The organism is Bacteroides sp. NSJ-39, from assembly GCF_014287315.1.
GTDB lineage: Bacteria > Bacteroidota > Bacteroidia > Bacteroidales > Bacteroidaceae > Bacteroides > Bacteroides finegoldii.
The window spans coordinates 178,321-202,587 of sequence record NZ_JACOOB010000001.1 but is presented as its reverse complement, the minus strand read 5'-3'; the positions used below and the strand labels follow the sequence as shown (position 1 = coordinate 202,587).

Sequence of the window (24,267 nt, the reverse complement as noted above, 5' to 3'; positions counted from 1 at the left end):
TTATTTTGCTTTTACCTCCGCTTCATAACGGATGAACTTGGACTGGATATGTATCTGGTCTTTACCGTTAGCTTGCTTTTCACAATATCCAATCATCTTTTTGAAAATCTTCTCCAGCTCTTCAACCGGAAGTGATTGACCTTCATTTAGCCACCACATTTGGAATATATCAAGAAAGCCTTGCTGATGAGTAACTACAATCTTTTCCTTAACCTTTGCATTTGTCGGAGGAGGAGCGATTACAGCAGCAGAAGCATCGAACAAGCTGCCTATGGCATCCTTTTGTGCTTTCATTGCGGTAGCCTGTTTGGCTTCTTCTTCATTCTTCTTTATCTCCGCCATCTGCTTCGCCGTTTCTTCGGCTTCCCGTTTCCGCCGTTCTTCATCGGCCTTAGCTGCCTTCGCTGCATCCATCTTGCGAATGGATTCTAACTCTTCCAATTCTTTTCTCTTAGATGGAATACGGTCGAGAATATCCTGCCGGATGCTTGACAGATGGGATTTGTATTGCTGTGCATATTGCTCATACTTGCCCTCTAATACGCTTTTCCGGATTTCATTCTTAATCTCTTTATTCAGGTAATACGTAGCGGATTCATAACAGAATTTATCGAAATGCGATTTTGGATAATCCATCTGAAAAATCGTAATCCCTACAGCCTGACGATCGAAGTTCTCATAAGTAAGACCTGAAAAGATATTCTGCAATTCAGCTACTTTAGAGGAAAGGTACAGGCTGAAATAAGAAAGGAGGCTATCTTCAATTGCTTTTCGATAGTTCGCCTTCTCTGCTTCTATTTTTGCTCTTTCTTCTGCCTCTTTTTGCCTTTTTTTCTCCTGTTCATACTTATATAGGGCATATTCATTGCGCTTAGCCAACACTTTCGCAGGAATGGATAATGAATTTTTAGGGTCTATCTCCCTTTCTTGTGAAGTGAAGAAAGAACGTATCCTGTCGAATATCTGTGTGATAGGCTTGCGGCGTTCATCCATATTCTTGATAGTAATATTCACCTTCTTCAAATAATCTGCCGCTGCCTGGTCTATCAATTCATTCATACCTTCACCTTGAATGGTGTCAAGAAGAGCTTGTCCGGCTTCATTACACCTTTTTACAGAGTCGCTGTTTTTTCCAATAATTTCCGGAAAAGATGAAACGATAACTTTCACTTCGTCTATTTTTATTAAATCTGTTGCCATAATCTATGTATTAAGTGTTAATTACTAGAATCCCCCTTCTTCATCATCCTTTGAAACCGCTACTTGTACAGGTTCCGGAGCTTCTAACTGTTTTTCTTCTCCGAAAGGAACATTCGGGTTATCTATCGATTGGATGGGTTCATTAACGATTGTCTCATCCATCAACCCGTAATCAATGATTTCTTCCTCTTCTTGTTCTGTTGCCATGATTGTGAACTTACCAGTACGTACCTTAGGATATGCGTCAAAGGCGTGCTTAATCATTTTGTTCTCAAGAAATCCGGGGTCAATACCGCCACCGTTGGAAGTATACAACGCATTAGCTTGACCTAACACTTTCTTTCCCTGTCGGTCATCCCACTTGGAGTTTGCTTTCTCACTGTAACGCCGCAGACGGTCTATATCACCCTCCATCATCCACTGATAGTCTACTGAATTATCGTTTCGTACGATTCGGATAAAGGCAGCGATCACCTTGGTTGATTTGCGTGGGCATTGCGCTTCATATTCTACATTCTTGACTCCGTTAACGAGAGATACCTTGAAGTGGTCTCCCTCATAGACAACCACCGGATTATCGGCATATTTAATCTGACCGGCACGCATCCGCATAGTTAGTTCTCCATAGCCGGTAACAGAGACATACGCCCGTTTTTCGTAGACATCGTATCCTTTTTCGTTCTTGTTTCCTGTCTTGCAGTTACGGCTAAGAATATAGCACAGAGGATGCCCTGTCTGGTCGAGCGTCAAACCATTAACTGCAATATCAAGGAAGCAGCCGTATAGTGACATCTTGCTTGATGACGCCACGTCCGGATTATCTCTCAGTAGTTTTTGAAAGTTGAATACTTCCTTGTGATACATCTGCTCTCCCTTATCGGTTCCCCAGATGGCGTTGTACATCTGAATAAACTTTGCTTGTACGCTTTCATTTTCGACAATTTTCGTTGCTGGAAGTGCATTCAGTTCCTCCACTTTAATTTGAACCATGTTGCTCATAATGAAAAAATTAACTATTAATACTAAATTCTGATTTGTCTAATTGCACCCACACTGATTTGCTGGGACTATTAAACGATTTTTCTAAATCGACGTCTACAAGTACCTGATTATAGCATTCCAGCTTACGTACAACTACGCCAACAATGCGAGTATAATCAGTTTCGTCTCCCAAATGCCCGCAGCGGAAAAAGAAACCGGCAGAAATTGTTTGCCCTACTTGTACATCCTTTGCTGTCATGATACTTGCATCAATTGTTTGATAATGTTGTCAGGTATCTTATTATGTAAATCCATCATTGCGCTGGCAGTTTCCAGTTCCGACCGTTTTACGTAATATTTCCCTCTTTTCTTATTATTTGCCGGATAAAACTTTATCCAGGCTTTATCGCGCCATTCTGTAATCAGGCGTTTTCCGTATATATCTTCCGCTTGGGATATCGTTACCACTTCGGGAAGTAGTCCCAGCATCGTTAGCGTTTGAACAGTCCCAATTTTAATACATCGGGCTACCATCATTTCGAAGCAATTTTCCATAATCTCTAATTAGGCTGTTTCTTTGTTTTACTTTTGAATGGTGTTGAGCTTTTAATTACTGAAACACATCTGCATCTCTATGCTATGCTGCCTGATTAATATTGATTAGAGTTCATATACTTCTTCAATCCTATTTCTTCGTATTCTTGCCCGCCGACTCCGGTTAAGGTCGTTGTTGCAGTCAAATGCAATTTGAAAGGCAATAATTCCAAGAAATGAAAGAGCGATTAATGATTTCTGCAATTGCTTGAAGTCTATATTTAGAGCAAAGACTCTATTTATCCACCAAGCACCAAGTTCGTTCAATTTGTTGGTCCCCGTCTTTTTGTAGGCCTTATCTAACAGGACATTTACCGTTCCGTAGGCAGTACCTAATCTGTCTGCAATCTCCTTCTTTGCCAAGCCACAAGCAGCCAGTCCCGCTATTTGATTTTCCCGCTTGGTTAGGGCAGAATCAGCTTGCAGTTCCATGATGCAAAGTTTCCAATTCGGCTGCCGCCCTAGAGACTCCTTTGGTAGCTTCCAAAGATTCATTGGCCATTCTTACAGCGACATTCAATACTTTAGCTTTGTAGGTTGAACGAGCGGAAGCAGGTTTGTTGTTGAGGATATTGTGCACTGTACCCTGTGAGCATCCTACTTCCTTCGCAATCTGCTTTTCGTATCCGTAAGGCAGATTAGCTTTGATAGTTTCTAATTGATTTTCCATATACATTATTATATTATAGTAATTAGTTCCCTGGAAAGCGACCAAGCCTGCCAAGGACAACGTATCGCTGTTGCGCGGATGATTAAAGATTCATTCTATCTCGTAACCTCTTTCAGATTCTCCATTACCGGAAGGCGCATTCTCAAAGGGTTTGCATCGAAAACTAAACCTGCATGCTTTATTATTTTAGTCTTTGACTTCTTCGCAAGTTTCTCCGAGCCAAGCGACACATTCTGTTGTACCCCTAGTAAAGTCTACTGCCTTATTTTTAGGATTGAATTTACCTTCAACTATATCTCCTTCTTTTACTCCTGCTTCCTTTTTTAGCTCCCATAGAAGCCATTCGTTACCAGTTGAACCGGTTACATTCTTGATTCTCACCTTCATGACTTAATCCTCCATTTCTTCATTATCTTTATCTTCTACTTGCAAGGCTTCAAGCATTTCATCATCAAGTTTAGAAAGGTCGAGTCTTACTTCTTCACCGGAGTGGTAACTTGAAACTACTAGAATACAGGAATATCCGTTCTCATTGTATTCGAAATCGAAACGTTTACTTCCGCCTAGGATGCGCATTACTTTATTTAGATTCTTCATATCTTGTCTTTTTTAGAGTAAATAATCTATTTAGTTAACTTTGTTGCCCTTTTATTTTGGCGTTATCAATGTTTTGCGTTAACTTTATAGTGCAAATGTAATCAAAAACATTACACTGTAATTAAAAACAAGACAAAATGTGTAATCTATTAAGATAATTTAATAATATTCGTATGCATATAGGTAACAAAATCAAAGAAGAAGTCGCTAAAAGAAATATAAGTGTAACAGACTTTGCAAAGTTGATAAACAAAAGCAGACCTTATACTTATTCAATATTTGAAAAAGAAAATATTGATACAGAACTACTTATACACATTTCATCTGTTTTAAACTTATCACCTGCATCATTCTTCGAAGATATAACACCTAGTGTAATGCAAAATGGTACAAAGAATATTTTAGTTGGTAGAGATAATAACGGTAATATATCAACTAATGAATGCCAAGATAAACTTGAAGATGCTATGATAGAAATAAAGCATTTGAAAGCTGTTATCGAAGGCAAGGATAAGCTTCTCGAGGAAAAAGAACGATTAATTAATGTACTAATGAATAAATAACATGGAAGACTTACTGATATTGATAGCAGTCATTTCAATAATATTCGGAATATTGCAAATAATTCTCTTTTGTAAGATTTGGGGTATGACCAATGATATTAGAGATTTGAGGAGTGAATTTATAGGAGGGACAGACCAGTGGACGCTAAGAAAAGCAATCCTTAAAGGAGATAAAAATAGAATTGCAGAATTATTATTTAATGACATGTTTTATAGAATCAAGAAGTATTATAACGATTCTATTCCAGATCCTGATGGTTGTAAAAAGAAAGCTCTTGAAGAGCAAATCTCATCTCTAAAAAAAGAATATAAGAAAAAGTATATAAAATATGGTATTGAATTTCCTGAAGCTATTGACAAGATAGAGAAGCAGGAAGATATTGAGAATTTGTAAGAACAATCCGATTAATATACTAAGAATAAGCGACTAACAAACAAAAAATCAATAAATCATGGAAGACATAATTACATTTACAGGTGTAGTAATGATTGTATTCGGAATACTACAAATCATTCTTTTCTTTAAGATTTGGGGGATGACCAATAACGTTAGCAAAATTAAGGGTAAATTAGAAGAAAATCTAAACGATGATGCCATATTACTAAAAGCTCAATTATTTGCTTTGGACGATGACAAACAGCAGTCTTTCAATCTTTATAAAGAGTCATTTCATAAAAGTATAATTGAATTATTCAATAAAACAATATCCGAGTTCGGGGATAAAGATAATTTAGATTATAAAGAAAGGAATGAATATTATAAATCTGAATACAAGAAAGTAGTAAAATACTATATAAAAAGAGTAGAGAAATTAAGCATGAAGCTTGATACTGAAAAATTGGATTCATACGAAAAAGTATATTCACTTATATGTGAATCATAATCGAAACAAAATTAAGCTGAATATTAGAAGTCTAGCAGATTGATTGTGTAACTAAAAATACAGAATATAATGACATCTATAAAAATGACTGATATTGACCCAGCCTTAGCACTCAAGATCCTAAATGTCAAATTAGGAAGTATATTGAAAATAGCAGAGGAAAAATATGGTATACGAGATACATCTTATTCAATATGTGGAGTATCCTATACTGAAGAAGGCTTTCCGCACACATGGTTTCCATTTCTTAGCTCTAAAGTAGTTGGAATTAGAGTGATGGATATATGTAAGAATGATATAAATAGAGGATTGTATCAGTTAGCACATGAGATAATACATTGCTTGTGTCCCCACCGAGAAATTAATGCTAATGTATTTGAAGAGGGGCTCGCAACTCACTTCGCAGCTGAATATATGGACGAGTATGAGAAGCAACCGGATTGGCATCCTGCCGAAACTGATTATAAATATGTATTAGCACTTAAGTGTATAAAGAAAGCATTGGAAATTGACCCGAACATTATAACAAAGTTAGTCGCTAAAGAACGTAATTTCGTGAATATCACTGAAGATATGATACTTGAGGTTTCACCGGAATTTCCAAGAGATTTAGCCAAAATTCTTACTACAGACTTCGACGATAACTCATGGATGGGACTAGCTAATAAAATTGAATAAATTGATTGTGTAACTAAAATTTAATGTTATGAAAGAAAGATATACAGAAAAATTAAGATGTGCGACATGTGGCGATACCGAATCTTTTGAATTTAATGATGACAAATCATATATCAAATGTGTGAAATGTGATAGAGAATATTTGGGCGGATATGATGAACTACTTTCATACAACCAAGAGATGATTGAAGGTGTAAAAGGACAAATAGAAGTAGACGCAGAGGCTTATATCAGAAAATCTCTGGAAAATGCATTTAAGGGTAACAAATTTTTCAAGATTAAGTAAAAAGAGAAACTATTTTTTTTATCAGGCCTTTAACTTTGTTTGTAAATGATGGTTTTTCTTTTTCATTATCCGTTTTACAAACATTCAGCAAATGGAGTTCGAAAGCTATATTTTGAAGTTCTCTATAGTATTGAGGATTGATAATAACTTGTTCACCATCTAGAGCTGCTTCTAAAAAATCAATTGGACTAAAAGGAGTGTTTCTATTTTTAGATAACTTAAATGTCATATCATATACGATTTCTCTATCTTTGGTAATTATATGCCGGATTTTACCAGTCTTTTTATCAAATGATTTGGTAATGTTATACTCTGTAATAACCATAGTAAAAAGTTTATTTTAAAATATAAATTGTAATGAAGAATATCATAGAAAATATAGATTGGCTAATAACTGCTTTTACTTTTTTAGGGGGGACTTATATGTATATAAACCATACTCGAAGATTAAATCAGCAACAAGTCAAGCTTAATGATCAACAAAAGCTATTAAACAAACAACAAGAATTACTAAACGAATATCAACTTCAAAAAAGTAAAGAGGAGATATTAGAGAAAAAACAAGCTTTAATCGAAGCTAATGTATACAAGACCTCCGATAGAAAAGGAAATCCTATCTGGAGAATGAAAGTATATAATAAAGGTAAAGCAAAAGGTTCTAATATCAACTTTAAATCGGAAACATTAAGTAATGATCAAGGCATAATCATTACAGATGGACTTGAGATGTTCCCTCTCCCTAGTTTATTACCGCAAGGTTCAGTAGAACTTTCCATTATTTTATTTACCAGTCATCAGCCAATGCACAAGATAAGATTCACATGGGAAGATGAATCTGGGAAAGAACGTTTTCAAGAACAAGATGTAATATTTCAATAAACAAACCACATGGAAGAAAAAGACAAAATAATCGTATCACTTAGAGAGCAACTTCGGAAAGTACTGCGAGAAAACAGTGCTCAAAAGCAAGAAATTGCTCTTTTGAATTATGAGTTAAAAAGGGGCAAAATAAAGCCCTCAAAATAGCGTTCTTTGAACTATCTTTGAAATGGTTAGCTCGCATCATTACAATTAATTGATATGTAACTAAATAGCTTTCTCTATCATTCTGCTTTGGGAGCAGGGGGTCGTGGGTTCGAATCCCGCTACCCCGACGAAAGAGACAAATCGAAGATTATAAAATGAGGCTAATACAATAAATATTAGCCTCATTTGTTTTACATCTTCAAATAATACTCCCGAGTCAACATTATATATTCCTCGCTATATTTGTGACGTGCTATTTCTGTCAACAGCTCTTCGACCACACACTCCCGATTATCAAAAGAAAAAGCGATCAACACTCTTTTTGGAACACCTCCGGGCTTAGTTATCACATTCAGTTGGCGGGCTGCATACAGATTCCACATAGAAGCTATACCCTTTACCCTATCTGCCACATCTGCCGGAATCACAACCGTAAAAGTCCCATCCTCAGCCAATAATCCGGCAACTCCTTTCAATAGTTCCTCATAAGTCAAAGAAGTGGCATGACGCGCGGCATTCCTTTGTACATCCGGACATTTAAGTGAGCCTACAAAATAAGGAGGATTTGAGACAATCACATCAAATTTACCGGAAGAATGATACTGATTAAAATCTGCCTGAACCACTTCTATCTGTTCTTTCCAAAAAGAACGAGCTACATTTTCTTTAGCCTGCTCCACAGCTGCCGTATCTACTTCCAATGCTACAATTTTTACATCTGCCGGACTGCGTTGAGCCAACATCAGAGCAACCAATCCTGTTCCTGTACCTACATCCAATACCCGACGCGCTCCTTGAACCGAAGTCCAGGCACCTAAAAGTACTCCATCCGTGCCAACTTTCATAGCACATTTGTCATGCCACACTGTAAACTGCTTAAATTGAAAATAAGGATTCGACATTTTATTATTCGCTGATCTTAAAACCCGTTTTATTCCACTAATTTATTATGTACCGCCAAAAATAAATAATTATTATGGAAGTTACCCTTTATTACCCTACATTTTGGCATTGTTTTTGTGTTTTTATTCAAACCTGTGCTTCATTATTAAAGAGAATCAATTAACTTTGCAAACAATTTATGCATATTTGCATGGCATAAACTAAATTAAAACGAAAAGATGAAAGAAAGATACTTATTGGAAGATGTCAGTGACAACGGTTTCTCGTTAATTACCGACTATGATGGTAACGATGAACATGCATTTGATGTAAACATAAAATCTGGTGAAATTCTTCCGGTTCTCCCCCTCCGTAATATGGTATTATTTCCCGGAGTATTCCTGCCTATCACGGCTGGCCGAAAGTCTTCATTAAAGCTCATACGTGATGCTGAGAAAAAGCATAAAGACATAGCAGTAGTGTGTCAAAGAGCTGCGCATACGGAAGACCCCAAATTGGAAGATTTGCACAACATAGGTACTGTAGGACGAATTGTCCGGGTATTGGAAATGCCGGATCAAACGACAACCGTCATACTTCAAGGTATGAAGCGTCTAAGTTTGAAAAGTATTACCGATACACATCCATATCTCAAAGGCGAGGTTGAGATTTTGGAAGAAGAAATTCCTGGTAAGGACGATAAGGAGTTCCAAGCTTTGGTTGAAACATGCAAAGACCTGACAATGCGTTACATCAAGTCGTCAGATGCAATGCATCAGGATTCTGCGTTTGCCATTAAAAATATCAATAGTCCGATGTTCCTGATCAACTTTATCTGCTCGAATCTCCCGTTTAAAAAAGACGAAAAGATAGATTTATTAAGTATCAAGTCTTTGCGCGAACGTACTTATCACTTATTGGAGCTTCTGAATCGTGAAGTGCAGTTAGCCGAAATAAAAGCCTCCATCCAAATGCGTGCTCGCGAAGATATTGACCAGCAGCAGCGTGAATATTTCTTGCAACAGCAGATCAAAACCATTCAAGACGAATTAGGTGGCGGCGGTCAAGAGCAGGAAATTGAAGAAATGCGCAATAAAGCGGAGAAAATGCATTGGAATATGGAAGTTAAAGAGACTTTCCTGAAAGAGCTGGCTAAATTGGAACGCACCCATCCGCAGTCACCGGACTACAGCGTACAACTTAACTATCTGCAGACAATGCTTAACCTCCCATGGGGCATTTATACAACCGACAATCTGAATCTTAAGAATGCAGAGAAGACGTTGAATAAAGACCATTACGGATTGGAGAAGGTAAAAGAACGCATTCTGGAACATCTGGCTGTGCTGAAGCTAAAAGACGACATGAAGTCACCGATTATCTGCTTATATGGCCCTCCGGGAGTTGGTAAGACATCACTCGGAAAGTCCATCGCATCCGCCCTTAAACGAAAATACGTGCGTATGTCTTTAGGAGGAGTGCATGACGAAGCGGAAATACGTGGACATCGTAAGACATATATCGGCGCTATGCCGGGACGGATTATCAAGAGCCTTATTAAAGCAGGAGCCTCTAATCCGGTATTCATCTTGGATGAAATAGATAAAGTCAGTGCAGACCGCCAAGGAGATCCTTCATCTGCATTATTGGAAGTTCTCGACCCGGAACAAAACACTTCGTTCCATGACAACTTCCTGGATGTGGACTATGATCTCTCAAAGGTATTGTTCATTGCAACAGCTAATAACCTGAATACAATTCCCGGTCCATTGCTCGACCGTATGGAACTGATTGAAGTCAGCGGATATATCACAGAAGAGAAAATTGAAATTGCCCGTAAACATCTAGTCCCGAAAGAACTGGAAGCCACCGGGCTTAAAAAGACAGATATAAAACTTCCCAAAGATACGCTGGAAGCCATTATCGAATCGTACACTCGTGAAAGCGGTGTTCGTGAATTAGAGAAGAAAATAGGTAAGATTCTCCGTAAATCAGCCCGTCAATATGCAACTGACGGATATTTTGCTAAAACGGAAATTAAACCGGCTGACCTATACGATTTCTTGGGAGCACCGGAATATACACGAGACAAGTATCAAGGCAATGAGTATGCCGGTGTAGTTACCGGACTGGCATGGACAGCCGTAGGAGGTGAAATTCTATTTGTTGAGACGAGCTTGAGTCGTGGTAAAGGCGGACGTCTTACATTGACCGGTAATCTGGGAGATGTGATGAAAGAATCTGCCATGCTGGCACTTGAATACATCAAGGCACACGCTTCTATCCTTGACTTGGACGAAGACATCTTTGAAAACTGGAACATCCATATTCATGTTCCGGAAGGGGCGATTCCGAAAGACGGTCCGTCGGCAGGTATCACTATGGCCACTTCTTTAGCTTCCGCTCTGACACAACGAAAGGTAAAAGCCAACCTGGCTATGACAGGAGAAATCACCCTTCGCGGCAAGGTTCTTCCGGTTGGCGGAATCAAGGAAAAGATTCTTGCTGCCAAACGTGCCGGAATAAAAGAAATCATTATGAGCGCCGAGAATAAAAAGAACATAGATGAAATTCAGGATCTGTATTTGAAGGGATTGACTTTCCACTATGTGAATGATATAAAAGAAGTATTCGCCATTGCATTAACCAATGAAAAAGTAGCGGATGCCATTGATTTATCTGTAAAGAAACCCAGCCAGGAATGACATTTGAGTTACAATATACAGACACTAAAAGTAATGCCCGTGCCGGTCTGATAACCACTGACCACGGGCAGATACAAACCCCTATCTTCATGCCGGTGGGAACATTGGGCACTGTCAAAGGGGTGCATCTGACAGAATTGAAAGAAGACATCCAGGCACAGATCATTCTAGGGAATACTTATCATCTCTATTTACGTCCGGGATTGGATGTTATCGAGAAAGCCGGCGGCTTGCATCGCTTCAACGGTTTTGATCGCCCCATGCTGACAGACAGTGGTGGTTTTCAAGTATTTTCGCTAGCCGGAATCCGGAAACTCCGTGAAGAAGGAGCCGAGTTCCGTTCACATATTGATGGCAGCAAGCATATCTTCACTCCGGAAAAAGTGATGGATATAGAACGTACCATCGGAGCGGACATCATGATGGCTTTCGATGAATGCCCTCCCGGAGATTCAGACTATGCGTATGCTAAAAAGTCGTTAGGGCTGACCCACAGATGGCTCGACCGCTGCATGCAACGTTTTAATGAAACCGAACCTAAGTATGGCTACAATCAGTCGCTATTCCCTATTGTGCAAGGATGTGTTTACCCCGATCTGCGCAAACAATCTGCGGAGTTTGTGGCTTCCAAAGGAGCGGACGGAAATGCTATCGGCGGATTGGCAGTAGGCGAACCCGTCGATAAGATGTATGAGATGATCGAAATTGTCAACGAGATTCTGCCTAAAGACAAGCCCCGTTATTTGATGGGCGTCGGTACTCCTGTCAATATCCTTGAAGGGATAGAACGCGGCGTAGATATGTTCGACTGCGTAATGCCTACACGCAACGGACGAAATGGAATGCTGTTTACCAAAGACGGTATCATCAATATGCGAAACAAAAAATGGGAAACGGATTTCTCTCCCATTGAGGCGGACGGTGCTTCCTATGTAGACACACTGTACAGCAAAGCGTATTTGCGCCATCTTTTCCATGCACAAGAACTGTTGGCCATGCAAATTGCTTCTATACATAATCTGGCATTTTATTTATGGCTGGCAGGCGAAGCACGAAAACATATTATCGCCGGAGATTTCTCAACCTGGAAACCGATGATGGTCAGAAAAGTATCAACTAGATTATAAGGAATGAAAAGCAATCGATTCATAAAGCGGCTGGACTGGTATATCATCAAGAAATTCTTGGGAACATACGTATTTGCTATTGCATTGATCATTTCTATTGCAGTAGTATTCGACTTTAACGAGAAGATGGATAAACTGATGGAACATGAAGCGCCATGGAGTAAAATCATTTTCGAATACTACATGAACTTTATCCCCTACTTCTCCAATCTGTTCAGTCCGTTGTTCGTGTTCATTGCCGTCATTTTCTTTACTTCAAAACTAGCGGAGAACTCAGAGATTATCGCCATGTTCTCCACCGGAATGAGTTTCAAGAGAATGATGCGTCCTTATATGATTTCTGCGGCCATTATCGCATTAACGACCTTTATGCTAAGTTCGTACGTAATCCCTAAAGGAAGCGTCACCCGCCTGAACTTTGAAGACCGGTATATCAAACCCAAGAAACAGAATACGGCACGCAACGTACAGCTGGAAGTGGATAGCGGTGTCATTGCATACATTGACAATTATAATAATGCCATGAAAACAGGCAACCGTTTCTCGTTGGATAAATTCGTCGACAAGAAACTGGTTTCTCACTTGACAGCACGTCGTGTAACGTATGATACAACCACCGTTCATAAATGGACAATTCATGACTACATGATACGCGAGTTGGACGGCTTGAAAGAAAAAATCACCAAAGGAGACCGGATAGACTCGATTATCAATATGGAACCGTCCGACTTCCTTATCATGAAGAATCAACAGGAAATGCTCACCAGCCCTCAATTGAGTGACTATATTGAGAAACAAAAACGAAGAGGATTTGCCAATATCAAAGAGTTTGAAATTGAATATCATAAACGAATCGCCATGTCGTTCGCCTCTTTCATCCTGACAATTATCGGTGTTTCTCTTTCGTCACGAAAGACCAAAGGAGGTATGGGTCTCCACTTGGGTATCGGACTGGGACTGAGCTTCTCATATATCTTATTCCAGACAATTACTTCTACATTTGCCATCAACGGTAATGTACCTCCTGTGATTGCAGTCTGGATTCCCAATATTCTTTATGCAGGTATCGCCTTCTTCCTGTATCAAAAGGCACCGAAGTAGATGATAAGATTCTCTTAAATAGAAGTTCCGCCTATTCTTACCAAACAGCAAGTATAGGCGGAACTTTTTTGTTGTATCCATTTCCTCTTTTGTCTATTCTACATTGTCAACCAATCTCCTTTACATAAGCAGAAAGATCTGCAGCAGAGATGTTTTTGGCTATAATTACACCATTTCCATCCAATAAATAGTTAGTGAACCCCCGGTTCAAACGGTATTTCTTAAATAATCCGGAGTCCTCGCCTTCTGTTTCCACGAAACAAGTGGGCGTAACTATTTGGTCCTGACGAACGGTTTCCTTAAAAATCGACTGATATTCGTCAAACGAAATAGAAACCATTTCCACATTATGAGAAGAACGAAGCGCATTGCTTAAACTTACGTTTTGCATCCGGGATTGCGCGTCATAACTTGCCCAAAAACTTAGCAACACATACTTTCCTTTCAAATTTCCCAACTTAAAGGCAGGTTGCTCTTCCGATGTAGATTCGATTTTAAAATCTGGGGCTACATCACCCTCACTCAAACCTCCGGTAGGTTTGTCTTTCTCAACGAAAGCGGTCAAGGAACAAATTAGTAATACAACAAAAATCCACTTTACATACTTCATGTAACTCGGTTTTAGTTAATACTATCCGGGACTGTCCTTAAACAGTGGTTTCTTCCCGAAACGTTGTCTTTTCAGGCATCAGGCGAAGAGGAATCCGCTGATTATCAGAGCCTTTATTTTTGAAACCGGGTGCAAAGGTAAGTAATTATCAAATTAACTTCCAAAAGAATAAGCAAAAATCTCACTTTTCATGTATAACTTTTTATGTTATTTAGCATAAAAACGAACTTTTTTCTCTACTTTTGCAGGATAAAAGTCTATTTCTTATGCAACCATCAAGTACTGAATTGATTCTGATTCGAGTTACCGGCGAAGATCGTCCGGGGCTTACCTCATCCGTGACCGAAATATTAGCTAAATACGATGCTACTATCCTCGATATCGGGCAGGCGGATATTCATAATACACTATCACTAGGTATTCTTTTCAAGAGTGAAGAAAGACATTCCGGATTTATCATGAAGGAATTATTATTCAAAGCTTCCTCTTTGGGAGTAACCATCCGGTTCGAACCAATTACAACCGAGCAATACGACAATTGGGTAGGTATGCAAGGCAAGAACCGTTATATCTTGACGGTGCTTGGCCGTAAACTGTCTGCGCGTCAAATATCGGCAGCCACCAGCGTATTGGCAGAGCAAGGAATGAATATCGATGCAATCAAGCGCCTGACGGGTAGAATCCCTTTGGATGAATGCGATACGGATGCACGCACACGCGCTTGCATAGAATTCTCAGTGAGAGGTACTCCCAAAGACCGCATCGCCATGCAAGAAAGCCTGATGAAGTTAGCCAGCGAACTGGAGATGGACTTTTCTTTTCAGTTGGATAATATGTATCGACGTATGCGCCGTCTGATCTGCTTTGATATGGATTCCACACTTATTGAAACCGAAGTTATTGATGAGCTCGCCATCCGCGCCGGCGTAGGCGATGAGGTAAAGGCCATTACGGAAAGCGCCATGCGTGGCGAAATAGACTTTACCGAAAGCTTTACCCGCCGCGTAGCCCTATTGAAAGGACTCGATGAATCCGTCATGCAGGAGATTGCAGAAAACTTGCCTATCACAGAAGGAGTAGACAGACTAATGTATGTATTGAAAAAGTATGGCTACAAAATAGCAATTCTGTCGGGAGGTTTCACCTATTTCGGCCAACACCTGCAAAAGAAGTATGGTATAGACTATGTATATGCGAATGAGCTGGAAATTATTGATGGAAAGCTCACCGGACGTTATTTGGGAGATGTGGTAGACGGAAAGCGCAAAGCCGAACTACTCCGTTTAATTGCCCAAGTAGAAAAAGTAGATATTGCGCAAACCATTGCTGTAGGTGACGGAGCCAATGACCTCCCCATGCTGGGAATTGCCGGATTGGGAATAGCATTCCATGCCAAACCCAAAGTAGTAGCAAATGCCAAACAGTCTATCAATACCATCGGACTTGATGGGGTGCTCTATTTTCTTGGATTCAAAGATTCTTATTTGAATATGTAATTAGACCGAAAAATAAATTATCTTTGCGGACAAATAAAATAACAGAATGAAGTTTTCCGAACTACAATTAAACGCGAATGTGCTTGAGGCGCTTGACGCCATGCGATTTGACGAATGCACACCTATTCAGGAACAAGCAATTCCAATTATACTTGAAGGTAAAGATCTGATAGCAGTAGCGCAGACAGGTACGGGTAAAACCGCAGCTTTTCTGCTCCCTGTATTAAATAAACTATCCGAAGGAAACCATCCGGAAGATGCGATCAACTGCATTATCATGTCCCCTACCCGGGAACTGGCTCAGCAGATCGACCAACAGATGGAAGGATTCTCCTATTTTATGCCGGTATCAAGCGTCGCTGTATATGGCGGTAATGACGGCATTCTGTTCGAACAACAGAAAAAAGGACTTACATTAGGAGCTGATGTTGTTATTGCGACTCCGGGACGTCTGATCGCCCATCTGAGTCTCGGATATGTAGACCTCTCCAAAGTTTCTTATTTCATTTTGGACGAAGCAGACCGAATGCTCGACATGGGATTCTATGACGACATCATGCAAATAGTGAAATACCTGCCTAAAGAACGGCAGACTGTCATGTTCTCTGCAACTATGCCTGCCAAAATACAGCAATTGGCAAATACAATCCTGAATAATCCGTCAGAAATAAAACTGGCTGTCTCAAAACCGGCCGAAAAGATTATCCAGGCTGCTTACGTTTGCTACGAAAACCAAAAATTGGGAATTATACGTAGCCTTTTCGCCGACGAGGTTCCCGAACGTGTCATCATCTTCGCATCTTCAAAAATCAAAGTTAAAGAAGTCGCTAAGGCTTTGATGGCGATGAAATTGAATGTAGGAGAAATGCACTCGGATCTTGAGCAGGCCCAACGGGAAACAGTAATGCACGAATTTAAAGCCGGGCGAGTTAATATACTGGTAGCGACAGATATTGTGGCACGCGGCATTGACATTGATGATATTCGTCTGGTTATCAACTTCGACGTCCCTCACGACAGTGAAGATTATGTGCACCGCATCGGGCGTACGGCACGTGCCAATAACGATGGAGTAGCGCTTACATTTGTCAGCGAAAAAGAGCAGAGTAATTTCAAGAGCATTGAGAATTTCCTGGAAAAAGATATTTATAAAATTCCCATCCCGGCAGAATTAGGGGAAGCTCCGGAATACAAGCCACGCTCTTTCAGCAAAAGCAAGTACGGCAGCAACCCTAAAGGAAGAAATTTTCGGGGGAAAAACGGCAATAACAACAAAAGTAAGAACCGCCCCTCTCCCAGACAACAAAATTAGAACAGCATTTTTTATTTAGTGGAAGTGATAGTCAGTTTACCATCGAAACCCACTTCTATCTCCGCAATGCTATATACAGAACTTTCCGGAATGGCTAAAACTGCTTGATAATGAAAACCATTCCGGTCTACTTTTACAAACTTCGTATCAGATAGAATAGCCTGCGACAGGAAATCAGCAGGAACAACCTGAGCAAACATCTGCTTGGTCACATCACTGGCAAACAAACTTTTCTTGCCTTCGTACACACAAATGTGCATCACATTGTCGTAATACACATTGTCCATGCTAATCCCGTCTTCGGAATAAGTCGTCTTGACAACTCTAATTTTGGTAGGATTAATATATACATAAGCGCGATAGCGAGTGCCATTGTATGTCACCACACTATCCCGTTTTGTCACTTCCGTATAAGTCGGTATAACCACTTCACGACGAACAAATGACAACGAATCATTCGGATCCTCAGATTTATGCAGTTTGATTATGTTGTCCGTAATGGAATGAAACCAGAATATATGTTCCGCCTGCTTATCTATCTTGTAGTAAGCCGTATCATTTCCATACGTGTAAAGCGTATCCCGCATAACCTTAAATGTAATCGGAGCACTTTGGCTATCTGCATAATAGATCGTATCCCCCTCTACCCGCATCAACGGACTCTCCGTTTCATCGTCCAGCCAAATTCCCTGCAACAGTTCCTTAGCAGCTATATCCTCTTCCTCCAGTTCAAGAAAATTTGGATTTTTATTGCCGCCACATGACGCAGAAAAAATCACCATCAACGATAGCACTACATATTTCATCATTTGTTCCAGTTTTGCATAAAGATACTCTTATTTTTTCATTTACCAATGCAATAGTAAACGAATCCGAGTTCTTCCATCTCTTTCTTATCGTAAATGTTACGTCCGTCCAATACAACCTGCTGTGCCATCGTTTTCTTTATGACAGCCCATGAGGGCAGACGGAATTCCTTCCATTCGGTAACCAACATCAGCGCATCCGCATCAAGCACCGCATCATACATATCGCAAGCATAATAGATTGTATCTCCGATCCTACGCTTGCACTCCTGCATGGCAGCAGAATCGTACGCACGTACCTGACAGCCAGCCTTCAACAGCTTATCAATCAGGATCAAAGCCGGAGCTTCACGCATATCATCAGTCTCCGGTTTGAAAGCCAGCCCCCACAAAGCAACCGTTTTTCCTTTCAGGTCACCATTAAAATGCTTCACCAACTTTTCAAACAGAACACTTTTCTGTTGCTCGTTTACCTCTTCCACAGCACTGAGCACCCGCATTTTATATCCATTCTGTTCTGCCGTTTTGATAAGGGCTTTCACATCTTTCGGGAAACAAGAACCACCATAGCCGATTCCCGGATACAAGAATTTACGTCCGATGCGCGTATCCGAACCGATTCCGCTACGTACCATATTCACGTCGGCACCCACAATCTCGCACAAGTTTGCTATGTCATTCATAAAACTGATGCGGGTTGCCAACATTGAATTTGCCGCATATTTAGTCATCTCCGCTGACGGGATATCCATAAAGATAACGCGGAAGTTATTTAGCAAGAACGGTTTATACAGCTTCGACATCAGTTTCTGCGCACGTTCCGACTCCACTCCCACTACTACACGGTCCGGACTCATAAAGTCGCTGATCGCATTTCCTTCCTTTAGAAATTCCGGATTTGAAGCCACATCAAAATGGATATTCACCCCTCTCTTATCCAACTCCTCTTGAATAACCGCACGAACCTTGCCGGCAGTACCCACCGGAACCGTACTCTTGGTAACAACCAATTTATATTGTTTCATATTGCGACCGATAGTCCGGGCTACCTCCAACACATATTTCAGATCGGCGCTGCCGTCCTCATCCGGAGGCGTACCGACAGCACTGAATACTACTTCCACATCATCGAGGCAACTCTCCAGTGAGGTAGTAAACTTCAATCGTTTCGCTTTCATATTGCGAAGTACCATCTCTTCCAATCCATTTTCATAAATAGGAATGATACCCTTTTTCAAAGATTCGATTTTCTCACTGTTAGTATCTACGCAAGTCACATCCACGCCAATTTCAGCAAAGCATGTACCTGTCACCAGACCTACATATCCGGTTCCTACAATTGCTATTTTCATATCTTTATTTATTGTCTATTCAGAAGTTATTCAAAATACACCGCATCTTTGAAAGCCGTTCCCTCCTTGTCTTTAGGAGATAGCAACATCTGCGACTCGGCAAGCGGCCAGTCTATACCCAATGTAGCATCATTATATATAATGGAAGCCTCACTTTGCGGAGCATACTTATTATCTACCTTGTATGTGAAAATGGCTTCGTCGCTCAATACGGCAAATCCATGCGCAAAACCACGTGGAATGAAAAACTGTCTCTTATTCTCTTCGCTCAACAAAACACACACATGCTTTCCGAACGTAGGCGATGATTTGCGCAAATCCACAGCAACATCCAACACTTCTCCTTTGATAACACGAACCAGTTTAGCCTGGCTATGTTCGCCTTTCTGATAATGCAATCCGCGTAATACCCCAAAGGAAGATTTGGATTCATTATCCTGTACAAAATCAACAGGACCGATATTAGCCTCAAACTCCTCTTTCTTAAAAGCTTCCATAAAGTAGCCACGTTCGTCGGAGAAAACTTTAGGCTCTATCAGCCATACTCCGTCTATTTCTGTCTGTATATAGTTCATTGTCGATGGTTATAAATAAAACGATGCAAAAGTAGTGATTTTTTCGTAGTTTTCTGGGATATATTCAATTTATCTCTTAATTTTGCACACATGATTGAATTAGCACAACATATAGAGGTTTTATTGCTGGAAAACGACTGCGTCATCGTTCCGGGATTTGGTGGATTCGTTGCACATTACGCACCTGCAACTCATGTAAAAGAAGAAAGTCTTTTCTTACCTCCTACCCGTACGATAGGATTCAATCCGCAACTGAAACTGAATGACGGAGTGTTGGTGCAATCATATATGGCCGTTTACGACACTAGTTTCGCTGACGCCAGCCGCATAGTAGAAAAAGAGGTAAACGAATTCATCTCCCTTCTTCATGAAGAAGGCAAAGCCCATCTGGAGAATATCGGTGAAATCCATTATAATATTTATGGCAATTACGAGTTCATTCCGTACGATTATAAGCTAACCACTCCTTCTTTATACGGATTGGATTCTTTTGAGATGCACGAGCTTGCCGCCTTGCCACAAAAGGAAAGAGTGTTAATACCACTCAATCCGGAGAAAGAAAAGAAAACTTATGAAATCAGTATCAACCGTACATTCCTCCGCAATGCAGCAGCTATGATTGCCGCCATTGTGTTGTTCTTCGCTTTTTCCACTCCGGTAGAGAATACCTACGTTCAGAAGAACAATTACGCACAGTTGTTACCTAACGAGCTTTTTGAACAAATAGAAGAACAGTCGGTTGCAATGACTCCTGTTCCGGTAAAGAACGATGTGAAACCACAGAGAGCCAAGAAAGCTAAAACATCAAAGCCCATTGCTGTGAAAGAAGTTAAAGTGGCGAAACCGCAAACAGTTCCTGCGCCATCGGTAAAGCCACAAGCTAATACGAATCACCCTTACCATATTATAGTAGCGGGAGGTATCAGCCTTAAAGATGCGGAAGCTATGGCAAACCGGTTAAATGCCAAAGGATTTGCGGAAGCAAAAGCGCTGAATACCGATGGTAAAGTACGTGTCAGTATCCGCTCATTCAGCAACCGTGAAGAAGCGACGAAACAGTTGTTGGAGCTTAGAAAAAACGAAACTTACAAGAATGCCTGGTTACTGGCAAAATAAAAATCCCTTTTAAAAAGCATGAAACGAGTTCTTTGTCCCAAATGTGAGAATTACCTTTATTTTGATGAAACCAAGTATAGTGAAGGTCAGTCACTTGTATTTGTATGCGAGCATTGCGGCAAGCAATTCAGTATCCGGCTTGGAAAAAGTAAAGTCAAAGCTCTCCGGAAAGAAGAGAATCTGGAAGAAGAGGCAGAATCCCATAAAGAAGAATTCGGATATATCACAGTAATTGAGAATATATTCGGATTCAAACAAGTACTTCCACTACAAGAGGGTGACAACGTGATAGGACGGCGTTGTGTAGGAACAGTCATCAATACTCCCATTGAAAGCGGAGACATGAGCATGGACCGCCGCCACTGCATTATCAATATCAAGCGCAATAAGCAAGGAAAACTAATCTATACACTTCGAGATGCCCCCAGTCTTACGGGCACATTCCTTATGAATGAAATCTTGGGAGATAAAGACCGTATCCGTATCGAAGATGGTGCTATCGTGACTATTGGAGCTACTACCTTTATCTTGCACACTGCCGAATAAATTTATATTCATTTTGGTACATATTTTTGCATCGTCCGGTAAAAACAATTGCCGTGCCGCTTTGATAAATAAAGGGTCAGTAGATTTTTAGTGGGGATATACATAAATTTTGACGATTCTATTATAGCTCTTGCTTTTCATCAGCCACTTTTAGTTCAATACCATCCATGAGTTTTCATTTTATATGTTTATGGTCATAAGATAATCAGATATAAGGATACAGGTGCACAGATGTTTTTCCAAAATAGTACCGGGTAGAGCGGAGTTGACGGCAATAAAAAAGTGAAAGGCGTCAAACCCATATTGTTGTAGACAAGAATGGCTTCCTTATTGCAGTGATGGTTACAGTAGCCAATATTCATGACAGCAAGGCTGCTTAAATATTTACACAAATAAACAGGCAAAAAGCAAAGGGTATCCCAATAGCCATAAGATTATCAAGACACCCTCTTGAATGAAAAACCAAACTCAGTTAAATTCAACTATTCGGCCTATCTCCGATATCTAAATCAAAGAATACCCTTCACAGTTTCAAGCATTCCCTTTTCTTGAATAGAATCCAAATCAGCTTTTACAGCTTCCGTCAATCCCGGAATTTTATTCAAATCTTCACCCCAGATAAATTCTGCGCCCAGAACACCTTCGGCTACTTTCTTTGTGCAACCAGTAGCCCACAGTTCTTTCAGCAGATTCATGATTTCAGGAGCGTCGTTCGGCACAATCTCAGCGCCATCCGCACGTACGCCACCCTTATAATAAGTAATGATAGCTGCCAAACCAAGTACAAGTCCTTTCGGAAGCTCACCTTTACGTTCCAGATAAGTTTTCAATCCCGGCAGATCACGAGTCTCATATTTCGGGAAAGAATTCAGCATAATGCTTGTTACCGCATGGTCTACAAACGGATTATTGAAACGCTCCAAAACATCATTTGCAAATTTCTCCAATTCATCTTTCGGCAGGTTCAAAGTTTCCATCAACTCGTCAAACATCACCTTATGGACATATTTTCCAATTACTTCATGCTGGCAAGCGTCACGAACAATATTCACACCGGACAAATAAGCAACCGGAGAAAGAACGGTATGCGGCCCATTCAGCAAAGTAACCTTACGTTCATGGTATGGAGCTTCCGACGGTACAAACAATACGTTCAAGCCTGCCTTGTCGGCCGGGAATTCTTTGGCAATCTCCTGCGGAGCCTCAATAACCCACAAATGGAAGATTTCAGCCTGGACCACCAAGTTATCGTCATATTGCAGTTTTTCTTTGATAGCTGCAATATCCTTGCGGGGGAATCCCGGAACTATACGGTCTACCAACGTAGCATATACACCACAGGCTTCTTCAAACCAAGTCTTAAATTCTTCGCCCAAATTCCACAACTCAATGTATTGATAGATCGTTTCTTTCAGTTTGTGACCATTCAAGAAAATAAGTTCGCAAGGGAAGATAATCAGGCCTTTTGTCTTGTCGCCATTGAATGTCTTAAAACGATGATATAACAACTGAGTCAGTTTACCCGGATAAGAAGAAGCGGGAGCATCCTCTAGTTTGCAAGTCGGATCAAAGGCAATACCGGCTTCTGTAGTATTTGAAATAACGAAACGCATTTCCGGTTGTTCCGCCAGTTTCATGAATTCGTCATTTTGAGTATAAGGGTTCAATGCACGGCTGATTACATCAATCATTGTCAAGCTGTTAACCACTTCTCCTTTATCCAATCCTTGAAGATTGACATGATAAAGATCGTCCTGCGTATTCAGCATATCGACCATACCTTTGTCAATGGGCTGAACCACTACAACACTACTGTCGAAATCTGTTTTCTGGTTCATGTTATAGATAATCCAATCTACAAAAGCACGTAAAAAGTTACCTTCACCAAATTGAATAATACGCTCCGGACGGTGTGCCTTAGGAGCAGTTTCTTTGTTTAATACTTTCATGTTAGTTGTAATTTATAAAGTTGATATTATACTAATTCAAAATAAAAATCGATGTTTTCTTTAATCAGGATATCAATAGGCATATATTTCACAGGATCGATATTTTTCTTGAACACGACATGATCACACAAAGCTTTCACACCGCAATAACCTTGCAATCCCGGCCGCTGTCCGATCAAATAATGTACATTCCCCGATTTCAGCAACTCTACATTTGCTTTCAGGAGGTCATATCCTATCAATCCTTTCATGCTACGCCCTGCATGACGGAGATATTCTCCCAACTGATATACTCTGGAATTGAACACAACTCCGAGTACAGCCTTCGGGTACGTCTCAAAGAACCGGTCCAGCGTCCGACAGTTATTTTCTTGATTGGACTTATTCAATACTACTTCATGAATCACCAGACTATCGTATTCCTCAGTGATATACTGCATAAAACCTTCCAGACGGCGCTGCATCTGTATTTCAGCAGGGTTATCCTTGTTATTACTTAAAAACAGTACCAGTTCCTGTCCTTCTCCCACCGAATAATTACGCATCAATATCTTAGCCGCAATGTATCCGCTCTTATACGAATCTTGTCCGATATAGGTTAATGCATTCATTTCTTCCATATTGAAATCGACGAAAGCATACGCTATCCCATTCTCTCGCAGATAGCCCGTCAATGATAAGGTTTCTTCCCGGAAATTGGGAGCAATCAACACCGCATCCACATTGCTTTCCTTGATAGAACGACAGGCTTCCTGATAGCTGGCTTCATCTCCGTGATGGTAACACAGATAATCCACGCTCACATTGAAAGGACGCAACTCTTGCCGGGCACGCTCAATGCCACCCACTACGGAATGCCAATAATCGTGCTCTATATAATAAGGAATTAAGCAAACGAAAGAATATTTCTTTTTAGCAGCCAGTCCGATAGCAAAAACATTGGGCTGATAATGAATTTCATCCAGCACCTTCTGAACCTTAGCTTTGCTCTTAGGAGATACGTCACCGCGATTGTGCAATACCCTGTCCACCGTTCCGGCAGAAACGCCTGCCATACGGGCTATGTCTTTAATCGTATAGTTCTGGTCCTCCATAGTGCTAAAACTTAAATATTATAAATAATCGCTGCAAATATACGAATTATTTTGTTACTCCAAGTAAAATTTCTATTTTTGTGTTCGATAACGGTTAATAAAACTAAAACAAGATTT

General features: G+C 40.3%; 30 protein-coding genes. 14 read left to right on the top strand and 16 right to left on the bottom strand.

The features are described 5' to 3' along the window. From H8S63_RS00980 to H8S63_RS00945, 8 genes are all read right to left on the bottom strand, one after another. Nucleotides 1–1,200 carry a hypothetical protein gene (locus tag H8S63_RS00980; RefSeq protein WP_186925445.1) on the bottom strand — a complete coding sequence of 400 codons (1,200 nt, stop codon included), beginning with the start codon at nt 1,198–1,200 and terminating at the stop codon, nt 1–3. 24 nt (nt 1,201–1,224) lie between these two features. Continuing rightward, nucleotides 1,225–2,199: a recombinase RecT gene (locus H8S63_RS00975; protein WP_186925444.1), complete on the bottom strand. Its 975-nt coding sequence runs from the start codon at nt 2,197–2,199 to the stop codon at nt 1,225–1,227. Between the two features lie 10 nt (nt 2,200–2,209). Then, complete coding sequence (locus H8S63_RS00970) at nt 2,210–2,440, bottom strand: hypothetical protein (RefSeq protein ID WP_186925443.1); 231 nt, start codon at nt 2,438–2,440, stop codon at nt 2,210–2,212. Beyond that, nucleotides 2,437–2,736, bottom strand: a complete 300-nt coding sequence (locus H8S63_RS00965; protein WP_186925442.1) for a hypothetical protein — start codon at nt 2,734–2,736, stop codon at nt 2,437–2,439. Before H8S63_RS00965 ends, H8S63_RS00970 begins: the two co-directional genes overlap by 4 nt. A 105-nt stretch (nt 2,737–2,841) precedes the next feature. After that, complete coding sequence (locus H8S63_RS00960) at nt 2,842–3,207, bottom strand: helix-turn-helix transcriptional regulator (RefSeq protein WP_117684221.1); 366 nt, start codon at nt 3,205–3,207, stop codon at nt 2,842–2,844. Then, nucleotides 3,191–3,445 (bottom strand): hypothetical protein, encoded by a 255-nt coding sequence (locus H8S63_RS00955; protein WP_118417451.1) that lies wholly within the window; start codon nt 3,443–3,445, stop codon nt 3,191–3,193. The genes H8S63_RS00960 and H8S63_RS00955 overlap by 17 nt, the downstream gene beginning before the upstream one ends. Nucleotides 3,446–3,631: 186 nt before the next feature. Beyond that, nucleotides 3,632–3,832 (bottom strand): hypothetical protein, encoded by a 201-nt coding sequence (locus H8S63_RS00950; RefSeq protein ID WP_049702758.1) that lies wholly within the window; start codon nt 3,830–3,832, stop codon nt 3,632–3,634. A gap of 3 nt (nt 3,833–3,835) precedes the next feature. After that, entirely contained in the window at nt 3,836–4,042 is a 207-nt protein-coding gene (locus H8S63_RS00945) for a hypothetical protein (protein ID WP_186925441.1), read from the bottom strand. A gap of 173 nt (nt 4,043–4,215) precedes the next feature. Here H8S63_RS00945 and H8S63_RS19870 point away from each other — a divergent pair, with 173 nt between their 5' ends. From H8S63_RS19870 to H8S63_RS00920, 5 genes are all read left to right on the top strand, one after another. Beyond that, nucleotides 4,216–4,605 (top strand): helix-turn-helix domain-containing protein, encoded by a 390-nt coding sequence (locus H8S63_RS19870; protein WP_229065719.1) that lies wholly within the window; start codon nt 4,216–4,218, stop codon nt 4,603–4,605. Nucleotide 4,606: 1 nt separating this feature from the next. After that, nucleotides 4,607–4,999: a hypothetical protein gene (locus H8S63_RS00935; RefSeq protein WP_117611169.1), complete on the top strand. Its 393-nt coding sequence runs from the start codon at nt 4,607–4,609 to the stop codon at nt 4,997–4,999. Between the two features lie 58 nt (nt 5,000–5,057). Then, nucleotides 5,058–5,489: a hypothetical protein gene (locus H8S63_RS00930; RefSeq protein ID WP_117684225.1), complete on the top strand. Its 432-nt coding sequence runs from the start codon at nt 5,058–5,060 to the stop codon at nt 5,487–5,489. 84 nt (nt 5,490–5,573) lie between these two features. Beyond that, nucleotides 5,574–6,167 (top strand): hypothetical protein, encoded by a 594-nt coding sequence (locus H8S63_RS00925; protein WP_222619533.1) that lies wholly within the window; start codon nt 5,574–5,576, stop codon nt 6,165–6,167. 28 nt (nt 6,168–6,195) lie between these two features. Next, nucleotides 6,196–6,453: a hypothetical protein gene (locus H8S63_RS00920; RefSeq protein ID WP_186925439.1), complete on the top strand. Its 258-nt coding sequence runs from the start codon at nt 6,196–6,198 to the stop codon at nt 6,451–6,453. Here the strand turns inward: H8S63_RS00920 and H8S63_RS00915 are convergent. Further along, on the bottom strand, nt 6,446–6,778 hold the full coding sequence (locus H8S63_RS00915) for a hypothetical protein (RefSeq protein ID WP_186925438.1): 333 nt from the start codon (nt 6,776–6,778) through the stop codon (nt 6,446–6,448). The two genes, H8S63_RS00920 and H8S63_RS00915, sit on opposite strands and share 8 nt — an antisense overlap. 32 nt (nt 6,779–6,810) lie before the next feature. Here H8S63_RS00915 and H8S63_RS00910 point away from each other — a divergent pair, with 32 nt between their 5' ends. Next, the gene (locus H8S63_RS00910) at nt 6,811–7,332 is read left to right on the top strand and encodes a hypothetical protein (RefSeq protein WP_186925437.1); all 522 of its coding nucleotides are present in this window, start codon (nt 6,811–6,813) and stop codon (nt 7,330–7,332) included. Nucleotides 7,333–7,341: 9 nt separating this feature from the next. Continuing rightward, nucleotides 7,342–7,479 carry a hypothetical protein gene (locus H8S63_RS00905; RefSeq protein ID WP_186925436.1) on the top strand — a complete coding sequence of 46 codons (138 nt, stop codon included), beginning with the start codon at nt 7,342–7,344 and terminating at the stop codon, nt 7,477–7,479. A gap of 191 nt (nt 7,480–7,670) precedes the next feature. Here H8S63_RS00905 and H8S63_RS00900 read toward each other — a convergent pair whose 3' ends face one another. After that, complete coding sequence (locus H8S63_RS00900; RefSeq protein WP_007753364.1) at nt 7,671–8,381, bottom strand: tRNA1(Val) (adenine(37)-N6)-methyltransferase; 711 nt, start codon at nt 8,379–8,381, stop codon at nt 7,671–7,673. A 219-nt stretch (nt 8,382–8,600) separates the two neighbouring features. Here H8S63_RS00900 and lon point away from each other — a divergent pair, with 219 nt between their 5' ends. Genes lon through H8S63_RS00885 form a run of 3 tightly spaced genes read left to right on the top strand, consistent with a single transcriptional unit; the run spans nt 8,601 to nt 13,294 of the window. Beyond that, nucleotides 8,601–11,066, top strand: a complete 2,466-nt coding sequence (gene lon, locus H8S63_RS00895) for an endopeptidase La (RefSeq protein ID WP_007753361.1) — start codon at nt 8,601–8,603, stop codon at nt 11,064–11,066. Then, nucleotides 11,063–12,193 (top strand): tRNA guanosine(34) transglycosylase Tgt, encoded by a 1,131-nt coding sequence (gene tgt, locus H8S63_RS00890; protein ID WP_186925435.1) that lies wholly within the window; start codon nt 11,063–11,065, stop codon nt 12,191–12,193. Before lon ends, tgt begins: the two co-directional genes overlap by 4 nt. A gap of 3 nt (nt 12,194–12,196) precedes the next feature. Next, nucleotides 12,197–13,294: an LptF/LptG family permease gene (locus H8S63_RS00885; protein ID WP_007753357.1), complete on the top strand. Its 1,098-nt coding sequence runs from the start codon at nt 12,197–12,199 to the stop codon at nt 13,292–13,294. Between the two features lie 106 nt (nt 13,295–13,400). On the opposite strand, the gene H8S63_RS00880 is transcribed toward H8S63_RS00885, so the two are convergent. Continuing rightward, nucleotides 13,401–13,904 carry a thioredoxin-like domain-containing protein gene (locus H8S63_RS00880; protein WP_007753354.1) on the bottom strand — a complete coding sequence of 168 codons (504 nt, stop codon included), beginning with the start codon at nt 13,902–13,904 and terminating at the stop codon, nt 13,401–13,403. 266 nt (nt 13,905–14,170) lie between these two features. On the opposite strand from H8S63_RS00880, the gene serB reads away from it, so the two are divergent. After that, nucleotides 14,171–15,400, top strand: a complete 1,230-nt coding sequence (gene serB / locus H8S63_RS00875) for a phosphoserine phosphatase SerB (RefSeq protein WP_007760509.1) — start codon at nt 14,171–14,173, stop codon at nt 15,398–15,400. A gap of 46 nt (nt 15,401–15,446) precedes the next feature. Beyond that, nucleotides 15,447–16,712: a DEAD/DEAH box helicase gene (locus tag H8S63_RS00870; protein WP_186925434.1), complete on the top strand. Its 1,266-nt coding sequence runs from the start codon at nt 15,447–15,449 to the stop codon at nt 16,710–16,712. 11 nt (nt 16,713–16,723) lie between these two features. On the opposite strand, the gene H8S63_RS00865 is transcribed toward H8S63_RS00870, so the two are convergent. From H8S63_RS00865 to rfbC, 3 genes are read right to left on the bottom strand one after another with little or no spacing between them, the layout of a single operon-like run. Beyond that, on the bottom strand, nt 16,724–17,521 hold the full coding sequence (locus tag H8S63_RS00865; protein ID WP_186925433.1) for a DUF4738 domain-containing protein: 798 nt from the start codon (nt 17,519–17,521) through the stop codon (nt 16,724–16,726). Between the two features lie 35 nt (nt 17,522–17,556). After that, nucleotides 17,557–18,870 carry a UDP-glucose/GDP-mannose dehydrogenase family protein gene (locus H8S63_RS00860; protein WP_186925432.1) on the bottom strand — a complete coding sequence of 438 codons (1,314 nt, stop codon included), beginning with the start codon at nt 18,868–18,870 and terminating at the stop codon, nt 17,557–17,559. A gap of 26 nt (nt 18,871–18,896) precedes the next feature. Beyond that, nucleotides 18,897–19,445: a dTDP-4-dehydrorhamnose 3,5-epimerase gene (gene rfbC, locus H8S63_RS00855; RefSeq protein WP_007760533.1), complete on the bottom strand. Its 549-nt coding sequence runs from the start codon at nt 19,443–19,445 to the stop codon at nt 18,897–18,899. 90 nt (nt 19,446–19,535) lie between these two features. On the opposite strand from rfbC, the gene H8S63_RS00850 reads away from it, so the two are divergent. Both H8S63_RS00850 and H8S63_RS00845 read left to right on the top strand, forming a co-directional pair. Next, nucleotides 19,536–20,561 (top strand): SPOR domain-containing protein, encoded by a 1,026-nt coding sequence (locus tag H8S63_RS00850; protein ID WP_007753334.1) that lies wholly within the window; start codon nt 19,536–19,538, stop codon nt 20,559–20,561. 18 nt (nt 20,562–20,579) lie between these two features. After that, entirely contained in the window at nt 20,580–21,107 is a 528-nt protein-coding gene (locus H8S63_RS00845) for an FHA domain-containing protein (protein WP_007753332.1), read from the top strand. Nucleotides 21,108–21,616: 509 nt separating this feature from the next. On the opposite strand, the gene H8S63_RS00840 is transcribed toward H8S63_RS00845, so the two are convergent. Continuing rightward, on the bottom strand, nt 21,617–23,056 hold the full coding sequence (locus H8S63_RS00840) for a tagaturonate reductase (RefSeq protein ID WP_022275288.1): 1,440 nt from the start codon (nt 23,054–23,056) through the stop codon (nt 21,617–21,619). 26 nt (nt 23,057–23,082) lie between these two features. After that, entirely contained in the window at nt 23,083–24,150 is a 1,068-nt protein-coding gene (locus tag H8S63_RS00835; RefSeq protein ID WP_022275287.1) for a substrate-binding domain-containing protein, read from the bottom strand. Between the last annotated feature and the right edge of the window lie 117 nt (nt 24,151–24,267).